This window comes from Acinetobacter sp. RRD8 (assembly GCF_031844225.1).
Lineage (GTDB): Bacteria > Pseudomonadota > Gammaproteobacteria > Pseudomonadales > Moraxellaceae > Acinetobacter.
This window is the reverse complement of record NZ_JAUZUU010000010.1, coordinates 59,161-79,667: the sequence shown is the minus strand read 5'-3', so window position 1 is coordinate 79,667 and position 20,507 is coordinate 59,161. Positions and strand designations below refer to the sequence as shown.

Annotated in this window: 14 protein-coding genes; 4 read left to right on the top strand and 10 right to left on the bottom strand. The window is 43.9% G+C overall.

Annotated features, from left to right (window positions below):
• Nucleotides 1–173 precede the first annotated feature (173 nt).
• Complete coding sequence (locus Q9R24_RS10650; protein ID WP_311204410.1) at nucleotides 174–4,697, bottom strand: translocation/assembly module TamB domain-containing protein; 4,524 nt, start codon at nucleotides 4,695–4,697, stop codon at nucleotides 174–176.
• A 35-nt stretch (nucleotides 4,698–4,732) separates the two neighbouring features.
• Complete coding sequence (locus tag Q9R24_RS10645) at nucleotides 4,733–7,489, bottom strand: autotransporter assembly complex family protein (RefSeq protein ID WP_311204409.1); 2,757 nt, start codon at nucleotides 7,487–7,489, stop codon at nucleotides 4,733–4,735.
• Nucleotides 7,490–7,663: 174 nt separating this feature from the next.
• On the opposite strand from Q9R24_RS10645, the gene Q9R24_RS10640 reads away from it, so the two are divergent.
• Together Q9R24_RS10640 and coq7 are read left to right on the top strand one after the other, a co-directional pair.
• A complete protein-coding gene (locus Q9R24_RS10640; protein WP_005103454.1) occupies nucleotides 7,664–8,983 on the top strand; it encodes an MFS transporter in 1,320 nt (439 codons plus the stop codon).
• A gap of 3 nt (nucleotides 8,984–8,986) precedes the next feature.
• Nucleotides 8,987–9,622: a 2-polyprenyl-3-methyl-6-methoxy-1,4-benzoquinone monooxygenase gene (gene coq7, locus Q9R24_RS10635; RefSeq protein WP_005247248.1), complete on the top strand. Its 636-nt coding sequence runs from the start codon at nucleotides 8,987–8,989 to the stop codon at nucleotides 9,620–9,622.
• Nucleotides 9,623–9,768: 146 nt separating this feature from the next.
• Here coq7 and Q9R24_RS10630 read toward each other — a convergent pair whose 3' ends face one another.
• A complete protein-coding gene (locus tag Q9R24_RS10630) occupies nucleotides 9,769–10,470 on the bottom strand; it encodes a DUF1003 domain-containing protein (RefSeq protein ID WP_311204408.1) in 702 nt (233 codons plus the stop codon).
• 282 nt (nucleotides 10,471–10,752) lie between these two features.
• Here Q9R24_RS10630 and Q9R24_RS10625 point away from each other — a divergent pair, with 282 nt between their 5' ends.
• Nucleotides 10,753–11,454 carry a VIT family protein gene (locus Q9R24_RS10625; RefSeq protein ID WP_216986122.1) on the top strand — a complete coding sequence of 234 codons (702 nt, stop codon included), beginning with the start codon at nucleotides 10,753–10,755 and terminating at the stop codon, nucleotides 11,452–11,454.
• 594 nt (nucleotides 11,455–12,048) lie between these two features.
• Here Q9R24_RS10625 and Q9R24_RS10620 read toward each other — a convergent pair.
• From Q9R24_RS10620 to Q9R24_RS10605, 4 genes are all read right to left on the bottom strand, one after another.
• Nucleotides 12,049–12,486, bottom strand: coding sequence for a 2-amino-4-hydroxy-6-hydroxymethyldihydropteridine diphosphokinase (locus tag Q9R24_RS10620; protein WP_253147515.1), 438 nt, complete (start codon nucleotides 12,484–12,486; stop codon nucleotides 12,049–12,051).
• A complete protein-coding gene (gene folB / locus Q9R24_RS10615; protein WP_004278766.1) occupies nucleotides 12,443–12,823 on the bottom strand; it encodes a dihydroneopterin aldolase in 381 nt (126 codons plus the stop codon). Before folB ends, Q9R24_RS10620 begins: the two co-directional genes overlap by 44 nt.
• Before the next feature lie 136 nt (nucleotides 12,824–12,959).
• Nucleotides 12,960–14,258, bottom strand: a complete 1,299-nt coding sequence (locus Q9R24_RS10610) for an AarF/UbiB family protein (RefSeq protein ID WP_311204407.1) — start codon at nucleotides 14,256–14,258, stop codon at nucleotides 12,960–12,962.
• 58 nt (nucleotides 14,259–14,316) lie between these two features.
• The gene (locus Q9R24_RS10605; RefSeq protein ID WP_311204415.1) at nucleotides 14,317–15,087 is read right to left on the bottom strand and encodes a HesA/MoeB/ThiF family protein; all 771 of its coding nucleotides are present in this window, start codon (nucleotides 15,085–15,087) and stop codon (nucleotides 14,317–14,319) included.
• A 484-nt stretch (nucleotides 15,088–15,571) separates the two neighbouring features.
• Here Q9R24_RS10605 and Q9R24_RS10600 point away from each other — a divergent pair, with 484 nt between their 5' ends.
• Complete coding sequence (locus Q9R24_RS10600; protein ID WP_311204406.1) at nucleotides 15,572–16,102, top strand: pyridoxamine 5'-phosphate oxidase family protein; 531 nt, start codon at nucleotides 15,572–15,574, stop codon at nucleotides 16,100–16,102.
• Between the two features lie 256 nt (nucleotides 16,103–16,358).
• On the opposite strand, the gene Q9R24_RS10595 is transcribed toward Q9R24_RS10600, so the two are convergent.
• The 3 genes from Q9R24_RS10595 to Q9R24_RS10585 all read right to left on the bottom strand — a co-directional run bounded on the left by Q9R24_RS10595 (nucleotide 16,359) and on the right by Q9R24_RS10585 (nucleotide 20,429).
• Complete coding sequence (locus Q9R24_RS10595; protein WP_311204405.1) at nucleotides 16,359–18,005, bottom strand: AMP-binding protein; 1,647 nt, start codon at nucleotides 18,003–18,005, stop codon at nucleotides 16,359–16,361.
• Between the two features lie 270 nt (nucleotides 18,006–18,275).
• The gene (locus Q9R24_RS10590) at nucleotides 18,276–19,412 is read right to left on the bottom strand and encodes an acyl-CoA dehydrogenase family protein (protein WP_311204404.1); all 1,137 of its coding nucleotides are present in this window, start codon (nucleotides 19,410–19,412) and stop codon (nucleotides 18,276–18,278) included.
• Nucleotides 19,413–19,658: 246 nt separating this feature from the next.
• Nucleotides 19,659–20,429, bottom strand: a complete 771-nt coding sequence (locus Q9R24_RS10585; protein ID WP_311204403.1) for a 3-hydroxyacyl-CoA dehydrogenase — start codon at nucleotides 20,427–20,429, stop codon at nucleotides 19,659–19,661.
• Nucleotides 20,430–20,507: the final 78 nt, after the last annotated feature.

Here is a 20,507-nt window from a genome sequence, read left to right as displayed (position 1 = left end):
ATCCTAAATTCTTTCTCTACTCGTAACTCTATTGTCATATATGTATAGAGATTGAATTTAGAGATCAATGCTTCTGCTGACTATGACATCAATCTACTTTATAGCTAATAAAATCTTTGTCCTGTCTCCCAATAAAAGAGCCCTAAAATTTTAGGGCTTTTTTATTGCTTAAATTAGAAGCGCCAATTATAGAACAAGTCAATCGCACGTTCTAAAGACTGACTCGCTTCCAGATACAAGCGCTGATTTACCTGATAGCGTAAAGTGAGCTTATTCACCGGTGTGAATACCCCGACCCCATAGCGCAGATATAAATCAGGCGTAATATAACCAGTCACAGAAACCTGGGTATCATCTCCTGTACCTTGAGCATCCAGAGCTAGACCAGTTAAGCCAAAACTGCGCCCGATCTGGTTGGTCAGTGCGCGGGTGCTACCCAAGCCCAGACTAATCCCCGCAGCAGCGATCGTATTATTCACATCGGATCTAAATCCTTCAGCCTGGCTTAAACCAGATACACCCTCATTAACACGACCGGTAATCAAGGCATTCAAGGCTTCCTGTTCTGACAAGCCCGCATCATTATAAATCTGAATACTTGGACTCGATGCCGTCCCTGTTACCCGTACCCCGACCGTACTACCCTGAACCGATTTATTGGCATCAATGTCCAGTGTCGGATTGGTAAGTTCACCATTAAAACGTGCGATAGCACGATTCAGGTCCAGACTTTGACCATAGGCTTCGATTTTCACCCGCTGTGATACCCCGATTGCACCATTGGCACGCATTGCGGTTTCCAGCCCCCGCTGTGACAGATTGACTCGACCCAAGAGTGGAATACGACTGTCAAAGCCCTGAAAGATCACCTGATTCCCTAAAGAAACAGCTACATCTGCCCGGATATCCCAAGGACGTGCAGACTTCAAGATCGCCAGCTGATCATCACCTTCACGCACGACACGTACATCTGAAGATAAACCAACTACAGGTTCTGAGGCTTCTGGCATTGAAATCAATGCCCGCGGTACATCGACTGTGCCACTCAGACTCAGTTTTTTATTAAATGGATACATGTCCAGGGTCAAATCAGGTGTCACCACAGCAGTAATTAATGGGGCCTGACGAATCAACAGATTGTCACCTTGCAGTTTTAACTGCACCCGCGGATCACCTTTCCAGTCCACAGAACCGGTTAATTTGCCCACACCACGGCCACTGTTAAATGCGCCATTGATGCTGGCAGAATTCTGACGTATGGATGAATAGAGCTGTACATTAGTCAGATTCACCGGTAGGGAGATCATGCTGATTGAAGCATCTTTGACCCGAACCTCACCCTCAAGTAAAGGATCCGTTAAAGTTCCGCTAATTTTTCCGGCATAAGATAAAATCCCGTCCAGATTACGGATGTCCTGAATAAATGGCTTAAAGACCTTGAGCTGTACCTGGTTAAAGGCAATTTCGCCACGCATCGGTTTACTGTCACGATATGGATCAATGATGACATTGGCATAGCCGGTTCCGATATCTGGTGTTTTGACATCCAGACGAAGCTGCAAGCCATCTGCCACACTTTTTGCGACCAACCCGACTTCATCATATTTGAGTGTAGAACCCAAATAATCTGGATCTTCAGAAGATAAGCCCACCACACCATTACGCGTCACCAGACGTGCGTCGATTTTAGGTTTGGCGCCTTGTGCCCAAGCAGCCTTGGCATAACCATTGACTTTACCCGTCAACGCCAATCCATCAGGCAGGAATGCACTGAAATCTTCCAGATCAAGGTTTTGGGTAATAAAAGAGGCACTGCCACGGGTTTTGTTGACCCTAATCGGCTGATCAAAACACAACTGGCTTTGCTGACTCATCCAGCAATGAGCACCAACAAACAGATCCGATTGAGCAGTGTTATAAATCACTGCTGCATTTTGACGTTGCACCAGACGGGCACGTAAAGAGTCGAAATCACCTTTTTGAATCTGACCCAGCCAGTTATTTTGGGCATTAAAGCCACCGGCGAGCTGCACAAAGAATTTTGACAGGCGGTTTTCTGCCTGCACTTTGAGAATGTGCGCAGCACGGGTACCGGCCAATAATATCTCACCGCGTACAATCTCGCGTGAACCACTACGCAGGCGATCCATCGTTGCAGTCAATAAAGTTGGTGTGCTTTGCGATGTTGGCAACTGTCCACGAACACGAACTTTCTGCACGCTAAACAGGTTTTTAAAGGCAAAATTGTCGATAGACAGGTTGGCTGAAGCCTGCAATCGTGGCTGTGCCTGCATATTGATATAGCCCTGCGCACGACCTCTTAAGCCTGGATACAATTCAAACAGAGCCGGCGCATTCACTTTCAGTTGGAGATTTTGTGCATTACCGGTCGCCTGAATCTGGTTACTGGCATATGACAGAAAGAGGTTATTGGCTTCAAACTGCTGTGGTACGAAACCACGCTGGTTTGAATTAATGATGACCGATAAATTACCCGTGCCACGTACCGGTTTGTTATTCAGCATACCGGCCAGATTTAAGCGTTGAATCTGAATGCGTTTTAAGGCATCTGACCACACCCCTTGGGTTTGCACATTGCCTGACAATTCGCCTTTCAGTTTGGCATTAAAATATTGCGGCTTAAAGCGGATTAAGGATGCGTTGATATCCCAGCCAATGCCATTCGCCAGATTGACCAGACCGCTGGCATTAATCTTGCCAGCCACACCATCATGTCGGAATTCATTTATCTTCAACATTTCCGGGGTGCCTGAAACGCGCAGTTTCAGCATACCCTGACTGGCTTTAAGCTGGCTAGAATTTAAAGCACCATCATAATTGACCGCGTAACCTTTAAATCCGCCACCCGCTTTTTCATTATGGAATAACAAGGCAATGGTGCTGTTTCCGGTCAAACGTACGGTTTCATTTTGCTCCGCCAGTCGTCCGGTCAGGTCAACACTATTCAGTTTAATAATCTGCTGATTCGGTTGCGCATAACCATTGGCTTTAACTTGGCCATTCAAACGATCTACCGGTGAAGCTGCGGCAATACTTTGAGTATTCAAATTTTTGGCATTTAATACTGCAGTCCATTTTAACTGACGTTTTTCCTGTGGTAGTTCAATCCGTGCATTGCCGCTTAAGCTGCCTGCCTGTGCATTGGCACTGTAATTAAAACTTGGGACATTCAAGATATTCTTGTTCAGATTGAGCTTAGCCTGATACATGCCAGCAGGCAGAAGGCCTTCTTCATGCTGCTCGACTTTAGTTGCCACATGAATATTCTGCTGACCTTCGACCAATGCCAGTTTAACATCGCCAGACTGACTGCTGAGCCAGCCCACATAAGGTACGGCGCGATCAATATTTTTCCAAGCAACATCTAACAGCATCGGTTGTACTTTATTGCCTTTGGCTGGGTTTTGATCCAGCTTCAGATTCCAGCTTTCATAACGGTCGAAATCAACTAATCCGGTAAGGTGCAGGCCATTTTCCAGGTTACCCGCAGAAGCAATATTCGCATCCAGACTTGGCGGCAAGAAATCTTGTACGACTTGCGGAATACGCTCATGTTTAGGATCAATCCCATTTAAGCGTCCAGCCAGATCCCAGCTGACCCGGTCTTTCCAGCCTACTGTCCCGGCAAGGCTAACTGCACCTTTCATCAACTGACCATTCAGATCGGTAATATTCAGCTGATTGACCAGATCGGTATACATCACTGCACTATACTGACCTTGCGGAATATTTTCCCCAATCAGGTCAGTCTGGACGTTCAGGTCCAGACGCTTGATATCGCCATTAAACTCGGCAATGCCGTCTTTGGTAAACAGTTTCTGTTCGGCCAGAATAGGCCAGTGATAATCCTTGAACTTCAACTCGCCGCGCATCGGTACCTGAGGACGCATCGGATGCACGATAACCCAACCGGTTAATAAATCAGGCGTATTGGTCGCTACGCCCGCCTGAATCGTGTCCAGCGTTCCGCGTGCCCGCACCTGAATATCATGAATATTCAGGCTGTCTCTTAAGGAAGGTAGATTAACGATGCCTGTGGCATCTAGAGGATATTTGCCTTCAAACTGCATTTTACCCGTGGCTTCACGTACAGACAAATAGCCCATGTCCATACGGGAATCTTCAAAATTTAATTCGGTACCAGACCAGAGTGCCTCATTTAATTCGATATTATAAAAATCAACTGCATTGGTCTGGGTTTTAATCACCAGATGATCCAATAGCAAATGATCAACGCGCAAGATAAAAGGCAAACGGATAGCATTAAACTTGAATGGTTCGCCTGTTGATGGTTGCTTGTTAATAATTTGCAGATTGAGGACATCGGCTTCAGTCAGATGAATTTCTTTTTTGACAATCGCGCGCCAGCCCAGCTTAACATCAGCACGATCAATTTTGACATCGACTGGTTTCAGGCTGACCAGCACATTTTTAAGAATAATCCCGCGCCATAAATTACCGCCCTCATATTCATATTGAATAATTTGCTGACGTTCCAGCACCTGATCCAGCAGAAATTTACTGCCCTGATTGGTCGAAAACAGTAGAGCCAACACAGACAGCAGAAAAATCAGCGAAAAAAGCACCGACAATAGGATGCTTCTGAATATACGGCGCTTTTTCGGCACAACGCTATCTTGTGGTTCTTGTTCTGGCTGTGGTTGGTTCTCGACCATGATCTACCCAAATAACTATTTTTTAAAATGATGTTTTATAACTGTGATCCAATAAAGAAATGTAAACGAATCGGATAATTGTCATCAGACAGTCCAGTCGCAACATCTATACGTATTGGCCCAATCGGTGAAGCCCAACGCACACCCACACCCGCGCCATATTCGGTCGGATTACTGAATTCTTTATTATAGGCATTTCCGGCATCTGCAAAGACCGCAGCACGCCAGCCTTCCTTAAACTGATAATTATATTCTAATGAAGCCACGCCCAAGGCCTGACCACCTACTTTAAAACCGTCAATTTCCGGAGAAAGGCTCTTATAATCAAAACCGCGGATACTCTGATCACCCCCGGTAAAATATCTCAGGTTATACGGCACTTTGGCAAAATCTTCAGTAAAGATATAGCCTGCATCGGCACGACCCACAAACTGATGGTCTGCATTTTCACCCAATGAATAGATAAACCGCCAACCTGCATTCACAATGGCCATATCGGCATCAGAGAGTAAAGCCTCACTGCCCAGTTCAATCTTATAGGTCTGCTTAAAACCTTTTGTCGGATTGACCCGACGATCACTCTCGGTACGTGAAACTTCATAACCCACCAGTAGCGATTGCTGTTCATCTTCGGTATTAAAGCGAAACGCTTCTGGAATCTGGTTAAAATCAACAGAACCATCCTGTGTTAAGCGATCCAGACGATAACGGGCGCCAAAAGTACGTTGCCAGTTACCCAGTGGATTTTTAATAATCCGGTCTGCACCTAAGACTGCCGATTCAATCAACAGGCCTTCACCCTGTGCGACGCCTTCACGCTCTTCACGCTCATAACCACCCACAATACTGACATAATCATTCAGCGGATGGTGATAGGGAATATTATAACGTCCATCAATCGACTGACGGATGCCAGATAACTCCATGTTGGCATCAAACGAATGTCCGCGCTTGTTCACAATGGCACGACGATATTGACCACGTAAGCGGATATCGGTATCTGTGCCATAACCCAAACCCACTTCAGCACTATTTAAACGGTCTGCATTTAAAGTCACAATCACTGGAATCTTTTTCTCTTCCCGTGCCTGTACTTTTAAACGATCCTGTTCATTCTCTTTGGTTTGCTGCTCAACCCGCAAAGTTCTTAAATTTGCACTTTCCTGATCGCGGCTACCGGCAAACTGGTCTTCATCTACGACATTCTGGGTTACCTCCTGAGAAGAGGATACTGAGCGAGCTGGTTGCATCGTAGCAGCCTGATCTTCAGTCCGTTTCTGTTCTTCAATCAGGCTTTGAATATCGGGTGCCAGTTCCAGCTCTTTATCGAGCGGATCGGGGCGAATCGCATCCACCAGGGTATAGTTGAAATAGCGTGAGTTGGTCAGGTTATTGGCCAGGCTATTCACCCGCCAGAAGGTATAATCTGCACCATCTGTCCAGGTGACTAGACTTTCCAGTACGTCTCGGTCCAGCGGAAATTCCTTTTCAGGATCGCTCATTCTGAACTCGACATTGCCTAATTTATAACGTTCACCCGTTTCAAAACGCAGGTTCACATCGGCAGTATTTTGTGGCTGGGCAATCTTCACATCATGCAGACGCCAGAATGAATCAAAATAACCGTTGTTATTGGCTGCTGTGGTAATGCGTGTCTTGGTTTTTTCATAATTGCCATGGTTGAAAATATCGCCTTCTTCCTGTTCAGGCAAAAGACTGATGACCTGGAATTGTGGCTGTTCGGCGCCCTCTCCAGTAAATTCAATATTTTGACTGCTAATCAGGACAGGTTCATTCGGGGTCACAAAAACCCGAACCCGACTGTCAGAGATTTTTTCAAACCTGAACTGGGCATTATAATAGCCCACCGCCTGCGCTGCCTGTCTGGACAGGGTGCGTAATTGCGGCAACGCTGAATTAAAGTCACCAAAAGACTCCTGAGTAAAACTGGATAATTTGGCTTTAACATTATTTCTTAAGTTCAAATGGCCTTCAGGTACATCTTTACGATTCAGCATACCGTTGCTTTGCGCAACACCTTGCCCATTCATGATCACCACATCGGCACTAATTCGAGGAACTCTTGCGGTCATGATCTGACGTGGAGGACGGATTTTATAAAATAGTCGTTTAAACAGATTCGGACGTTTATCATCCTCAGCGACAAGCTGACCTGGCACTTCTGGCAAGGTCAATCCGGCTTCATTATTTTGTACAATAATCTTGCTGTCTGCCTGAATCGATTGCATCAACTGATCGACATTCACCGGTGCCTGATTAATTTCCAGCAGTTCCTGCTGGCTAATATCTGCCACCACTGTTTCAGTGGTCTGGTTATTGCGATAATTTTGTGCTTCCTGTTTGGCTTGCTCAGCTATCTGGTAAATTTCATTGGCCATGTTCTGATCAATAGTCTGTACTGGCAGATCTTCCAGATCATCAAACTCGATCGGCGTAAATTCACCCAGACCAGATCCTGCATTTTGCTGTTGTTCCAGCATCAACATGCTGTCCACTGGAACTTCAGGCTCCAAGGCTTCTTCGATTTTTTCTTCCGCTTCCGTTTCGGACGTGGCCACTCCCTGACGAATCGCTTCTTTGGATAGCTCGTCCACCATTTCTGCCTGAGAAATGGCCACAGGTGTTTCGGGCTGTTCGGTTTGTGCCATGCTCTGATGGGATAACATCATAAAAAAGATGCTCATACACAGCTGCATACCACTATGCTGTGGTATGAGAGGCCCCATACTGCGATTTAGCATCGTTTTTTTAAAATTTTTCTTTGCAGGCATAGCAAACTCTAAACGAATACATTCTTTAATTGATTATTTGACCGAAAAATATAAGCTAAGGAGCTTAATTAATTGGTTTTTACCTTTACATGGCTGAAAGTATCTTACATGATTTTTCTCAATGTTTACGCATAACTGACATTTCTTAATAAAACTTAATGTAGCACGGCCTATATGAACAAAAATGAACATTTGTTAGCTTCTCGGCGCTTTTTACCGATGTTTCTGACGCAGTTTTTTGGTGCATTAAACGATAATGTATTTAAACAGGCGTTACTGCTGGTCATTACTTATGGCTGGATTCAACAGCAATCGGCCAGCATCAGCACTTTAAATAATCTGGCGGCTTTACTGTTTATCTTGCCCTATTTTATTTTTTCAGCCACGGCCGGTCAGATTGCCGACAAATACGAACGTTCACAGCTGATTCGCTATCTCAAGCTTCTGGAAATTGCCATTATGTTGCTGGGAACTGTCGGTTTCCTCATGGGCAATTTATGGATTCTGTTATTTGCCCTGTTCCTGATGGGCACCCATTCCACTTTCTTTGGCCCGATCAAATATGCGATTTTACCTGAAGTCCTGAAACCGAATGAACTGATGTCCGGCAATGCCCTGTTTCAGTCCGGAACTTCTCTGGCAATCCTATTCGGTATGATTCTGGGCGGTGCAGTCATTGCAGCTTCCGCCGGCAACCTGATCTGGATCAGTTTAACCGTCATCAGCATCGCCTTGATTGGTTATATATCCAGTCGCTATATCCTGAAACAAAGTATTCCCGCGCCTGAGCTGCAAGTTGACTGGAATTTCTTCCGCACCAGCTTGCAGACCTTGAAATATGCCAAAAGCTTACCTCTGATTTTTACCATTTTACTGGGCAACTCATGGTACTGGTTTTATGGTGCAACCTATCTGACCCAGATTCCTCAGCTGACATTACAAAATCTGCATGCATCTGAAAATGTCGCCAGTCTGCTCTTAACCTTTTTTTCTGTCGGAATTGGTCTGGGTTCATACTTATGCCGTAAAATTGGTGGCAGCCAGGTCAATATCAAGATGGTGCCTTTTGGCGCGATCGGTCTGGTGATCTTTGCCCTGTATCTGGCCGCGAGTCTGGCCTTTGTTCCGGAGCGTACAGGTGCATTAATCGGCTTGGCAGATGTCTTTCAGCAAGGCTGGAGCTATTATCATGTGATGCTGGCCGTCACCTTACTTGGAATTAGCGGCGGTTTTTATATTGTACCGCTGTATGCCATGATGCAGGCGCATTCTCCCCGCTCACATCGTGCGCGTGTGGTTGCAGCAAATAACATTCTGAATGCCGTTTTCATGGTATCTTCTGCTATATTCTCGATTATTATTTTAAGTGTTCTAGAGCTTGATCTTAAAATACTTTTTTGTATTACCGCAGTATTAAGCGGCCTGTTTACTCTCTGGCTACTTTACCGGCTGAAACCAATGATCAAAACTGCAAAAGCGCCCTTGGAGGATTAATTCATGCGTCAATATACAGGTCTCGATAAACTGATTCACTCTTTTGACCAGGCATTACGCAGTCTAGTCCCGGGCACGACCTCAGCACAACGTGAGAATCCGGCCCAACCGGTAGAAACGCAGTTAACGGTCAGTGATGCACGTCATGTGGCAGGTTTAATGCGGGTCAATCATAGTGGTGAAGTCTGTGCACAGGCGCTGTATCATGGTCAGGCCATGACGGCGAAACTCCCGAATGTGCGTCGCGAAATGGAACAGGCAGCGATTGAAGAACAGGATCACCTGGCTTGGTGTGAAGACCGCTTAAAAGAACTGGATAGCCATACCAGTCTGCTCAATCCGGTCTGGTACGGTCTTTCCTTCGGTATGGGTGCAATTGCCGGGATCGCAGGCGATAAATACAGTCTGGGTTTTGTGGCTGAAACAGAACGTCAAGTCAGCATGCATTTACAACATCATATTAGTCAGTTGCCACCGCAGGATGAACGTTCTCGTCGTATCTTGGAACAGATGAATGAAGATGAACTGCATCATCGGGATACAGCTTTAAACGCTGGCGGTGTAGATTTACCCGTTCCAGTCAAGATCGCCATGACCGGCATTTCCAAGTTGATGACCAAAACCAGTTATTTTATTTAAATAAGACGGTTTCAGTTTGAGCCCACTCATTTGTGGGCTTTTTAATATGTGTCAAATCTTGAGCGAGATAATAGTAACTCAAGGCATATAGCGATCTTATTACTTATAAGCTCTATAAAATAATAGAGAGTCCCCCACAGCATCCTTTAATCTTTTTTGCTCATTTCAGAAAGCAGGTCCAGCTGGATTTCCTGAATTTGCGCCAACCGTTCCCATTGATGCAGCAACAGATGATCTAATTTTTCATGCAAATGCTGAATTTCCAGTTCGGCTTTTAAGTTGATCTGATAATCATTTTGCGAACGTAAGCGGTCTTTTGCTTCCTGTCTGTTCTGGCTCATCATAATAATAGGTGCCTGAATCGCCGAGAGACAGGACAGAATTAAATTCAACAGAATAAATGGATAAGGATCGGCAGGTTGTGTCACCATCACCACAGTATTTATCGTAATCCACAGGCCCAAGAAGATTGCAAAACAAATCAAAAAGGTCCAGCTTCCACCAAAAGTTGCAATTTTATCGGCGAGCCTTTCTCCCAAGGTCCACTTTTGCTCTAAGGTCGTTTCCACATTTTTGGTGATCAGTTCATGCTGATGCATGCTATCAATCACTTCAAACTCAAGATCAGTCACTTCACCCTTTTCCGAACTTAATAATGAATGTACATACTGTATACGGTACTGGGTTAAATCTGCCTGGCAAATATAATCTTGCGGTGTCCAGCCTGGAATATCTTTGGCAATCTCTTCGGTAATGACTTGTCTGACTGTTCCCATCGGGGTGAGATTTTTCAGAAGAAAGTGCTTGCCGCATACCAAGCATTTATGGCTTTCATGTTTTTCTTTCATGATAATTCTCTTTTTAAACCAACTCACTCAGCTATTATTTTGTTCGATATGTTTGATTTGCTTTAGTCATTTTTACCATTCGTAAATCAATTATGTATCAAGTGCGTCTGATTTCTTGAAATTATGAATCTCACTTCGATTTTATCTTGGATTGATAAAATGCTCAGCCAAGCGCACGATGAGCTGATCATTCAAGATAATTTTCAGATCGATTCAATCCTACTATCTATACATGACTTAAATTTAATATAATCATGATGATAATAAAAAAGGGGCTTCATTGTGCGCCATTCATACCATCTTGAAAAACATTATATCGAACGCGCGGGCTGGCTTCGTGCAGCTGTACTGGGGGCAAATGACGGGATTATTTCGGTCACCAGTCTGGTGGTGGGTATTGCAGCCAGTGGAGCATCCACAGAAATTTTATTGGTGACCTGTGTTGCCGGATTGATTTCTGGAGCCGCATCAATGGCGGCCGGTGAATATATTTCGGTTAAATCCCAGCAAGACATTGAAACCAATGATCTACTCATGGAAGAGCGCGAACTGCAACGCCATCCCACGCATGAGTTAAATGAGCTCAAAACGATTTATATACAACGAGGTCTGGAACCCGCTTTGGCACAACAGGTCGCTGAACAGCTGACCGACCATAATGCCTTGGATGCCCATGCCCGGGATGAAATTGGTATTTCAGCGCATACCTCTGCCCAACCCTTTCTCGCTGCATTTTCTTCCGCCATGGCATTTACGGTAGGCTCATTATTTCCTTTAATTTCAATCATGATTTTACCGGAACACTATCTGGATAAAGGCGTCATGCTGATTGGCGTTTTAAGTTTGGGGATGATGGGTGCACTGGCGAGCTATGCGGGTGGAGTAAGTGTCTGGAGAGGTGCAGTTCGGGTCATGCTCTGGGGAATTATCGCCATGTTATTCAGTGCATGGATCGGATCATTATTTAATGTGTCTGTTGGCTAAATATATGTTTATTTTTTTAGTTAGACACAGAATAGGATTGAGCGGTTCTTCTATCAACATCACTGAAAAATGTTTTTCAAAAAACTAGCGGCTCTAACAAAACTTGAGTTTAATTAATATATATTCGGTTTTAATTTAGATGCTTAAAACTTAAGATTTATGCCTGAGAGGTATTGTTATGGAAACTACGATCATTCTTGCCATCTTGGCGATCATTATCGTATTACTGATCATTTTTTATAACAAGAAAAAGTGAAAGAGCGATGATTCATTTCTTGATACTTTGAGGATTTTTATTGATCTTAAAATAAATTCCAGAGCTTTAAATCAATCAAATATTAATTTCCCGTCGGAAAACCATGAAATCCCCATTGGATCACATAAAGAATCCCAAGGATTAAAATGACCGAAACCACAATTTCCAATATTTTCATTTTTAAATGAGTTCTAAACCTAAGCATCTCATCTTATCTGAATTTTTTTTTCATATAAAAACAAAAAACTGCATCATACAAAAGCCTGATCTTGTTTGATCAGGCTGGTTAACCATTCGTACTAGATAAATTGTATTAGCAGAAAATTAGGTGATTTGATTCAAATCAGCTGTTCAACTGTTGGAAAGCTATGTGATCCATGTTCAAACATGGCATCATGCCAAACATCAAACATGGGCACTTTCACATCCAGAGCCAAGGGCAATTTTTTTTCATTGAACTGCATATGTTGAAGATCTGATCCCCAGGCAATCAAATCAACATCCAAAGTAATCTGATGGGATGGACGTACTCGCCCTGATGCCTGTTCCAGCTGTTTGAGCAACTCAATCATCTCCTCACTGGACACCGAACTTCGCAATAAACACGCTGCATTCCAGTAATCTGCGCCGATGCCATCGCGGCAAGGAATCATATAAATGGGAGAAAACTGAACTTCTCCCCATTCAGAAATACGTTGCTGTGCAGCTTGAAAATGTTGCTGAGGATGACAATTACTCGCTAATGCTAGGGCGAAAATCGTTTCGGTGGCGTTCAAGACGTATCCCTACAGAATTGGCTTGCGCGATAATGGCAGGCTTACGGATCGTAATATTAATCGATTCAATTGCTGTAAAGGTAGTAAAAAGTGCATTCAGCACTAATTTTGCTGCATGTTCAATCAATTCAGGCTTGGCGTCTTGAATGACTTTACTGGAAATCTCACAAATTTCTGCATAATTCAACGTATCTGCAAGTGCATCTGAGTTTGATGCCTGTTCTAAATCGGTTTGAATGATCAAATCCAGCATTAAAGGCTGAATAATTTGACGCTCCCAGTTAAAGCAGCCAACGACTGTCTCAACTTTTAAACCTTCAATAATAATGGCGTCCATTGGATTGCTCGAGAATATGATATTTACAACTAATCTCCCTAAATCCCTCTTTTATAAAGAGGGACTTTTATCGCTTCTACTTTATCAAGCAATGAGAAACTCCTCCCTTTAGAAAGGGAGGTCGGGAGGGATTAAATTAATGCTTTAACAGCAGATTCGGATCCATGCTTTGCACCATTTGCAAACGCTGATCGGCATAGATATCGGTATACGGCGCAAGAATTCGCATGAAACGGTCGAAATACAGCATTTGCTTGAACAGCAAGGCAAAATCGCGCGGGAACCGGATGCCATGACGTTCACCCACAGCCACCATATCCATCATGATATCGTTCAGGTCAGCAGGGTTGGACGTTAACAATTCCTGCGGATCCGCCATCAATACACCGCTAAATAAACGTTCCAGATCAGCAGCCAAGACTTTGGTGTCAATCTGCACAGCAGTCATGCCCATTTTCAGCATGTTTTGCGCCATCAGCTCATAATTGGTATGTTGCAATGAATCCATAAATGTCATACAGGCAGTCCATACTTCAGGCTTGAGCTGACCGACAATACCGAAATCAATAAAACCGACACGGCCATCTTCAAGTAGCATCAGGTTGCCTGCATGCAGATCGGCATGGAAACTGTTACACATCATCAAGCTGCCAAACCAGGTATTCATCGCAGTGATAAGTACTTGAGATGGATCTTTGGATACTTTTTTGACCACTTCAAAATCTGTCAAAGGCACACCGTATAAACGCTGCATGGTGAGCACACGACGGGTTGAATATTGATGATAAACCTTAGGTGCAGTGGCTGCCTGATTGTTGGTGATATTCAGGTAATTAACAAAATCATCCAGATTCTGGGCTTCTTCGATAAAATCGACTTCACGCACCATACGGGTTTTGATTTCTTCGACAATGTCAGCCAGTGAAGCAAACTTAACTTTCGGGACTGCTTTTTCCAGCAACTTGGTTGCCCAATGCAGCACATTCAAGTCAGTGTACAAAATGGTTTCTACGCCCGGTTTTTGTACTTTAATCACGACATCTTCGCCAGACACCAGTTTGGCCGCATGCACCTGTGCAATAGATGCAGAGGCTAATGGCGTTTCATCAATCGATTCAAAGATTTCATCCAGGTTACGTCCTGCAAATTCAGAAGCCAACACTTGCTGGATATAGCTAAACGGCAAGCGTGGAGTCTGATCCAGACAGCCCTGAAATTCTTCAACGTATTCACGTGGAAACAGCGACGGCGTACTGGCAATAAACTGCCCCAGCTTGATATAGGTCGAACCCAAAGATTCGAAAGTTTCACGCATGAGCTTGGCATTGCTTGGCTTTTCAGTGGCATACTTAATGCCCGCCTTGGCCGCAACGACCGCTGTTTCTCCCATACGGGCAACTGAACGTATTCCATCTAACCAGATATTGTTTTTCATAATGTCTTAGGAAAAATTAATTACACGCAGTGTAGCAAAAAAAATTCACTTTGCAGGCTTATCTTGCCTGACAGATTGGGCAATCTGTATCTTTTTCGAAAGCGAGAATCCGCTGCTTAAAACTCAGTCCATCCCACAACAACAGCTTTTGTCGAAGTGGCATCTGGCCCAATCCCAGATATAACAAGGCATGATGTGCCTGCAAGCTGGCCATCACATTCGGGGTGGTCGCCAGTACACCGGAGTCTGCACAGCGCAGACTTTCATCGGCCTGATTTTCTGGCGGAAACAGGCAGGCATAACAGGCGGAATCCCCTTCGACCATAAACAGCTGGCCTTGCAAGCCAATCGCAGAGGCACTCAATAAGGGCACATTCAGCTCCACGCAAATGTGATTGACCAGATAGCGTGTGGCAAACTGATCACAGCCATCCAATACCAGATCCTGATGCTCGATCACACTTACTGCATTCTCAGCCGTTAAAGCCTGATTGATATATTCAACTTGTACATTCGGATTAATCTGGCCCAGTCTTTTGGCCAGAGTTTCTGCCTTATAAAATCCAATATCCTGCGGCATAAATGCCAGTTGTCGCTGTAAATTACTCATCTCGATAGTATCTGGATCGATCAGGGTGATTTTCCCTACACCTGCGCGCGCCAGAAGTTCTGCCAGTGCACAGCCAATTCCGCCACAACCAATAATACAGACATTAGAAAATTTCAGTCGCTCCTGCGCATCAATATCCCAGCCATCCAGAAGAATCTGACGGCTATACAGATGCAGTTCAGCATCGGTGAGTTCGAATTCTGGGGATATGGCATCCATGTTAAATGTAGACAACGTCTTTCCTTGTTTCGAAAATTTTTAACAATGATCGCAAAAATTAGCTTTACTGAATTTTTTAAGGACTGATAAATCTCTGGAATATCAATCTCACATTCAATTCACAGCACATCAATAAATGGTTCGGCCATCGTTGATGGCAACTAGCATATCAGCTAAACGCTCGGTATCAAGATGCAGCGGCTATGGCTTGGCAAGATTTTTTGAATCACCTCAATTCAATGGTTCCGGCAAACAGCTTTTTCTAACTTATAAAAGGTGTCAGACCTGAAGTTTTTAAAATCTTTGTTATTAAATTTCCCTGTAAATCGAGCTGTCTTGTTTAGCAATTCTGTAGTCTCTGCCTATATTTGAGTATGAAAATGTATGAGTTCAGTGAGACCTAAGGCATCTGTCTCTAAATATGATTAATCTGAAAATACCAAGCAATCTTTTCAGCTTTCATAAAATCGTATGGAGAACATACATGACCGAGCATAACAATACTCAACATGATAATCGTGAAAAATTATGGGAATTGATCAAGGATGTTCGTTACACCATGATCAGCCATTTAACCGACACACATGAAATACACTCCCAGCCGATGACCATGCTGAACTCCGAGCAGATGAATGAACGTCAAAACTTATATTTCATCCTGCGTAACACCAATGATCTGGTCAAAGCAGCAGAAACAGGCCGTGTTCAGATTGGTCTGTCTTTTGCAAAACCATCAGATGGTATTTACGTGTCGATTAGTGCACATGCCCAGATCAGTACTGACCGCATTCTGATTGAACAGTTGTGGAATCCGTGGGCTGAAAACTGGTTTGAAGGCAAAGATGATCCTACCGTACGGGTATTGATTGCTGAAGCAATCAGCGCAGAATATTGGAATGTGACAGACAACAAAGTCACCCAGCTTTTTAAAGCTTTAAAAGGCGGCGTAACTGGTGAAGCGGGCGAACCGCATGCAGAACATCAAAAAGTGAATCTACAAAGTAATATCTGGTAATGAATGAGATTTAGCCTCTTGAAATTAAGAGGCTAATTTTTTGATATATTTAATTTTAAATATCAATGTAATTCCACTGTAATGACATAAAAAATTATAATTTTTGCTTGCCTTAATCTGCTCTCTTAAAAATATAAGCTTGGGAAAATCGACGCAATATCTAACTAAAATTTGAGTAGAAGATTTATTTCTTAAAAAACCAAAAGGCTGCCATGGCAGCCTTTTAGTATTCAATCAAAAGATGAATTTTGAAAAATTAGCTGACTCGCTTTATCTCTTGAAGTTTAGCAACTTCCTGCTGTTTGAGTAAATTGCGCTGAATCTTGCCACTCGATGTCTTCGGTAAAGATGTCACAAACTCAATCTCTTTCGGATAGGCATGTTTGGATAAACGTGAACGTACATAACTTTGCAATTTTAACATTAAATCTTCAGTGGCTGGATATGCTGATTTAAGTACTACAAAGGCTTTCACAATTTCAGTACGTTCTGGATCTGGCTTGCCGACGACTGCAGATTCAAGCACTTCTTCACATTCAAGCAAAGTACTTTCTACATCAAAAGGTCCAACCCGATATCCTGAGGTTGTAATGACATCATCTGCACGTCCAATAAAATCAATACCGCCATATTCATTCAGCTTCACGGTATCACCAGTGAGATAATACTGCCCGACAAATGACTTGCGGTTGTGGCCTGCATAGCCTTCAAACCACATCAACGGTGAAGCTGCACAGTCAATTGCCAAGGTTCCAATCCCGCCTTTTTCTACTTCCTGATGTTCTTTGTCCAATACAGCAAAACGATGCCCAGGAATAGCAAAACCGGCTGAACCAACTTTTTTATAATGCTCCAAGCCATGATGATTGGCGATCACCATACCCAGTTCAGTCTGTCCATATTGATCGTAAATATTCACACTTAAATCATGATTGAACCACTGAATCACTTCAGGCGTGAGCGGCTCACCTGCACTGCTTACCACGCGTAAATGCGAACTGATGCCTGCATCAAATTTTTCTTTAAAACCAAAGAACATGCGAAATGCGGTTGGCGAACCGGTCAGGTTACTAACCTGATATTTTTGAATGATTTGTACGGCATTATCGACACTAAAACCACGTTCATCCATGATGATGCTGTGCCCTAAACTGAGCGGCCCTGCAATGCCATAATACAGTCCATACGCCCAGCCCGGGTCTGCCAGATTCCAGAAGGAATCTTCATCTCGCAGATCTACCGCGTGCAGCATATAGCCTTTAAAGGCCAACAAGGCTTTTAAAGGCACAGGAACCGATTTTGCCAAGCCTGTCGTACCTGAAGTAAACATCATCAGGAAAATATCATTAAACTGGCAATTTACCGGTTCAAACTCTTCCGGTTGCTGCTGTAAGGCTGTCCAGAAATCAGCATCTTGATAATCATCTGCCGCTGTTTGATGCACAGTCAGAATATTAGGGACATTGAGATCATGAAGTTTCAGTCGCTGCTCTTCATCAGTAACAATCAACTGGGTGCCAGCGGTACTGATGCGATGTTCAATGGCTTTGCTTTCAAAGGCAGTAAATAAAGGTTGGTATATGGCACCGATCCGCCAGGTGGCCAGTATGGTAATTAAGAGTGCTGGCGTTCTTGGCAGCAATCCGGCAATACAGTCACCTGCCTTTAAACCCAGAGAATGCATATAATTGGCCAGCTGTCCTGAAGCCACGGCCAGCTGTTCAAAGGTCCACTGCTCTGCGTCTCCATTTTTACCTTCCCAAATCAGTGCAGTTCGGTTTTGACCCAGGTAGCGACCACAGCATTCGGTATAAGCATTAATACTATCTGCGTTTCCAACCAGATGTTCCTGAACCATATTTTCAAAATTAAAATCAGCATATGCCTGTTCTAATGTCTTCATGACGACAACCTCTTTCCTATTGTATTTTTCAGGCGACCTTGCCTGAGTTTGTCCATTTGTATTTGTTGTTCCTGCTGATTCCATCAGCATACTTTTTTAAATCTGCATTCATGCCCTAGGACTAGAACATGAATAAGGCTTATTTTTCGATTATTCGTACTGTATGTCTTTAGATCATCATGTTCAGTTAAATCCTGCAATTTCCATATCCATCAATAGTAAGTGCAGGATTTAAACATCAATCAAAGTCTGTTTTTTTAAATTAAAAAATCAGCGTTGACATACTTCACGTGCAATCACCAGTCGTTGAATATCTGATGCACCTTCATAAATCTGGCTCACTCGTACATCACGATAAATTCGCTCGACCGGAAAATCAGAGACATAACCGTAGCCACCATGAATCTGGATCGCATCCGAGCAGACTCTTTCTGCAATAGTCGATGCAAACAGTTTTGCCATCGATGCTTCTTTTAAACACGCCAAGCCTGCATCTTTTAATGTTGCAGCATGCAAAACGAGCTGACGTGCGGCTTCAATTTGTGTCGCCATATCTGCAAGCTTGAACGCCACAGCCTGATGTTGCACAATTTCTACACCAAAGGCTTTACGGTCATTGGCATATTCCACTGCAGCATCCAGTGCAGCCCGCGCCATACCGACAGATTGTGCCGCAATGCCGATCCGACCCGATTCAAGGTTCGACAAGGCAATTTTATAACCTTCACCTTCCTGCCCCAACAAGTTGGCAGCAGGAATTCGGCATTTATCCAGAACGATGGTCGCGGTATCGGAACAATGTTGACCCATTTTCTCTTCTAGACGTGACACGATATAACCCGGTGCATCGGTCGGCACCAGAAAGCATGAAATACCTTTTTTCCCTGCCGATTTATCAGTCACAGCAAAGACTAGTGCAATCTGTGCGTGTTTACCTGTCGTGATAAACTGCTTGGTGCCATTTAACACCCATTCATCACCATCACGTTCGGCTTTACACTCCAGCGAACTGGCATCCGAACCGGCCTGAGGTTCTGTCAAGCAGAAACAGCCGAGCCATTCACCTGTTGCCAGCTTGGTTAAATACTGTTGTTTTTGTTCCTCTGTGCCATAACGCTGGGTAATGCCACAAGGTAAAGAATTCTGCACACTGACAATCGTCGATATTGCACCATCACCTGCGGCGATCTCCTCTAGTGCCAAGACCAGTGACACATAATCCAGACCTGCGCCGCCCCATTCTTCAGCCACTGTCATACCCAATGCGCCAAGCTCACCGAGTTCTTTAAGTTCTTGTGCAGGGAATTGTGCAGTTTTGTCGCGTAAGGCCGCTGTCGGTTTCAGTTTCTGCTGCGAGTAATTGCGCATCATGTCCTGAATCATTTTTTGTTCGTCATTTAAAATCATTGAACTTCCCTTTCTATATCTATTTATTTACTTCAAGCTTTTTACTATTGAGATCGTTGGCACGTCGGATAAGGCGGCATGGATGTCGCCTGCGAAACTGAGATACAGGGATGTATCTTCAGTTTCGCAAAGGATTTTTGTTTCTTTTGATCCTTCAAAAGAAAATGCATGCTTAAGCAAATTCATTTAAATTCAATGAGAAATTGGTAGCTGTGCAAATCATCATGTCCTATATAAATCGAAAACTTATTTAGGCTGCATACGGATTGCGCCATCCAAACGAATGACCTCACCATTCAAATAACTATTTTCAAAAATATGTCCCACCAGATGGGCAAATTCCTGTGGTTTTGCCAGACGTGGTGGAAACGGCACCATTTGCCCCAAAGCATCCTGGACATTTTGCGGCATGCCTTTCAGCATCGGAGTTTCCATAATGCCCGGCGCGATGGTCATGACACGGATCGCTTCACGGGCCAGTTCACGTGCCAGAGGTAAAGTCATTGCGACTACTGCACCTTTAGAAGCCGCATAGGCAGTCTGACCAATTTGACCATCATAAGCAGCGACCGAAGCCGTATTTACAATCACACCGCGCTCTTCTTCACCAGATTGCAGCTGATATTTTGCCATTAAGGCTGCTGCATGACGTAGCATATTAAATGTGCCATTCACGTTAATATTCAGCACTTTTTGAAACATTGCCAACTCATGGATACCGTTGCGCCCCAGCACTTTGGCAGAAGGTGCAATTCCGGCACAGTTAATCAAGCCATTCAGTTGACCATACCTATTTTCGACATGGGCAAAGAACGTTTCTACTGCCTGTTCATCGGTCACATCGAGCTGTACAAATTCAGACTGCTCACCGAGTTGCTGTTGTAATGCTGCGCCCTGTTCCTGATTCATATCGACCAGAATCACTTTGGCACCTTGCTCAACCAGATGCACAGCTGTAGCAGCACCCAAACCCGATGCTCCGCCTGTTACTACAATAACTTTTCCCTGAATTTTCATTTTTATTCCCTAACTTTTTTCTATTTTAGATACGACTTAATATGCAGAGTAAACAGAGTTTTTATTCTGTACAATTTC

Coding starts and splice junctions, on each gene's coding strand:
- Q9R24_RS10600 (WP_311204406.1), top strand. CDS start 15,572: ATGACCGAGCATAACAATACTCAACATGATAATCGTGAAAAATTATGG.
- folB (WP_004278766.1), bottom strand. CDS start 12,823: ATGGACGCCATTATTATTGAAGGTTTAAAAGTTGAGACAGTCGTTGGC.
- Q9R24_RS10650 (WP_311204410.1), bottom strand. CDS start 4,697: ATGGTCGAGAACCAACCACAGCCAGAACAAGAACCACAAGATAGCGTT.
- Q9R24_RS10595 (WP_311204405.1), bottom strand. CDS start 18,005: ATGAAGACATTAGAACAGGCATATGCTGATTTTAATTTTGAAAATATG.
- Q9R24_RS10590 (WP_311204404.1), bottom strand. CDS start 19,412: ATGATTTTAAATGACGAACAAAAAATGATTCAGGACATGATGCGCAAT.
- Q9R24_RS10645 (WP_311204409.1), bottom strand. CDS start 7,489: ATGCCTGCAAAGAAAAATTTTAAAAAAACGATGCTAAATCGCAGTATG.
- Q9R24_RS10605 (WP_311204415.1), bottom strand. CDS start 15,087: ATGGATGCCATATCCCCAGAATTCGAACTCACCGATGCTGAACTGCAT.
- Q9R24_RS10610 (WP_311204407.1), bottom strand. CDS start 14,258: ATGAAAAACAATATCTGGTTAGATGGAATACGTTCAGTTGCCCGTATG.
- Q9R24_RS10585 (WP_311204403.1), bottom strand. CDS start 20,429: ATGAAAATTCAGGGAAAAGTTATTGTAGTAACAGGCGGAGCATCGGGT.
- Q9R24_RS10630 (WP_311204408.1), bottom strand. CDS start 10,470: ATGAAAGAAAAACATGAAAGCCATAAATGCTTGGTATGCGGCAAGCAC.
- coq7 (WP_005247248.1), top strand. CDS start 8,987: ATGCGTCAATATACAGGTCTCGATAAACTGATTCACTCTTTTGACCAG.
- Q9R24_RS10640 (WP_005103454.1), top strand. CDS start 7,664: ATGAACAAAAATGAACATTTGTTAGCTTCTCGGCGCTTTTTACCGATG.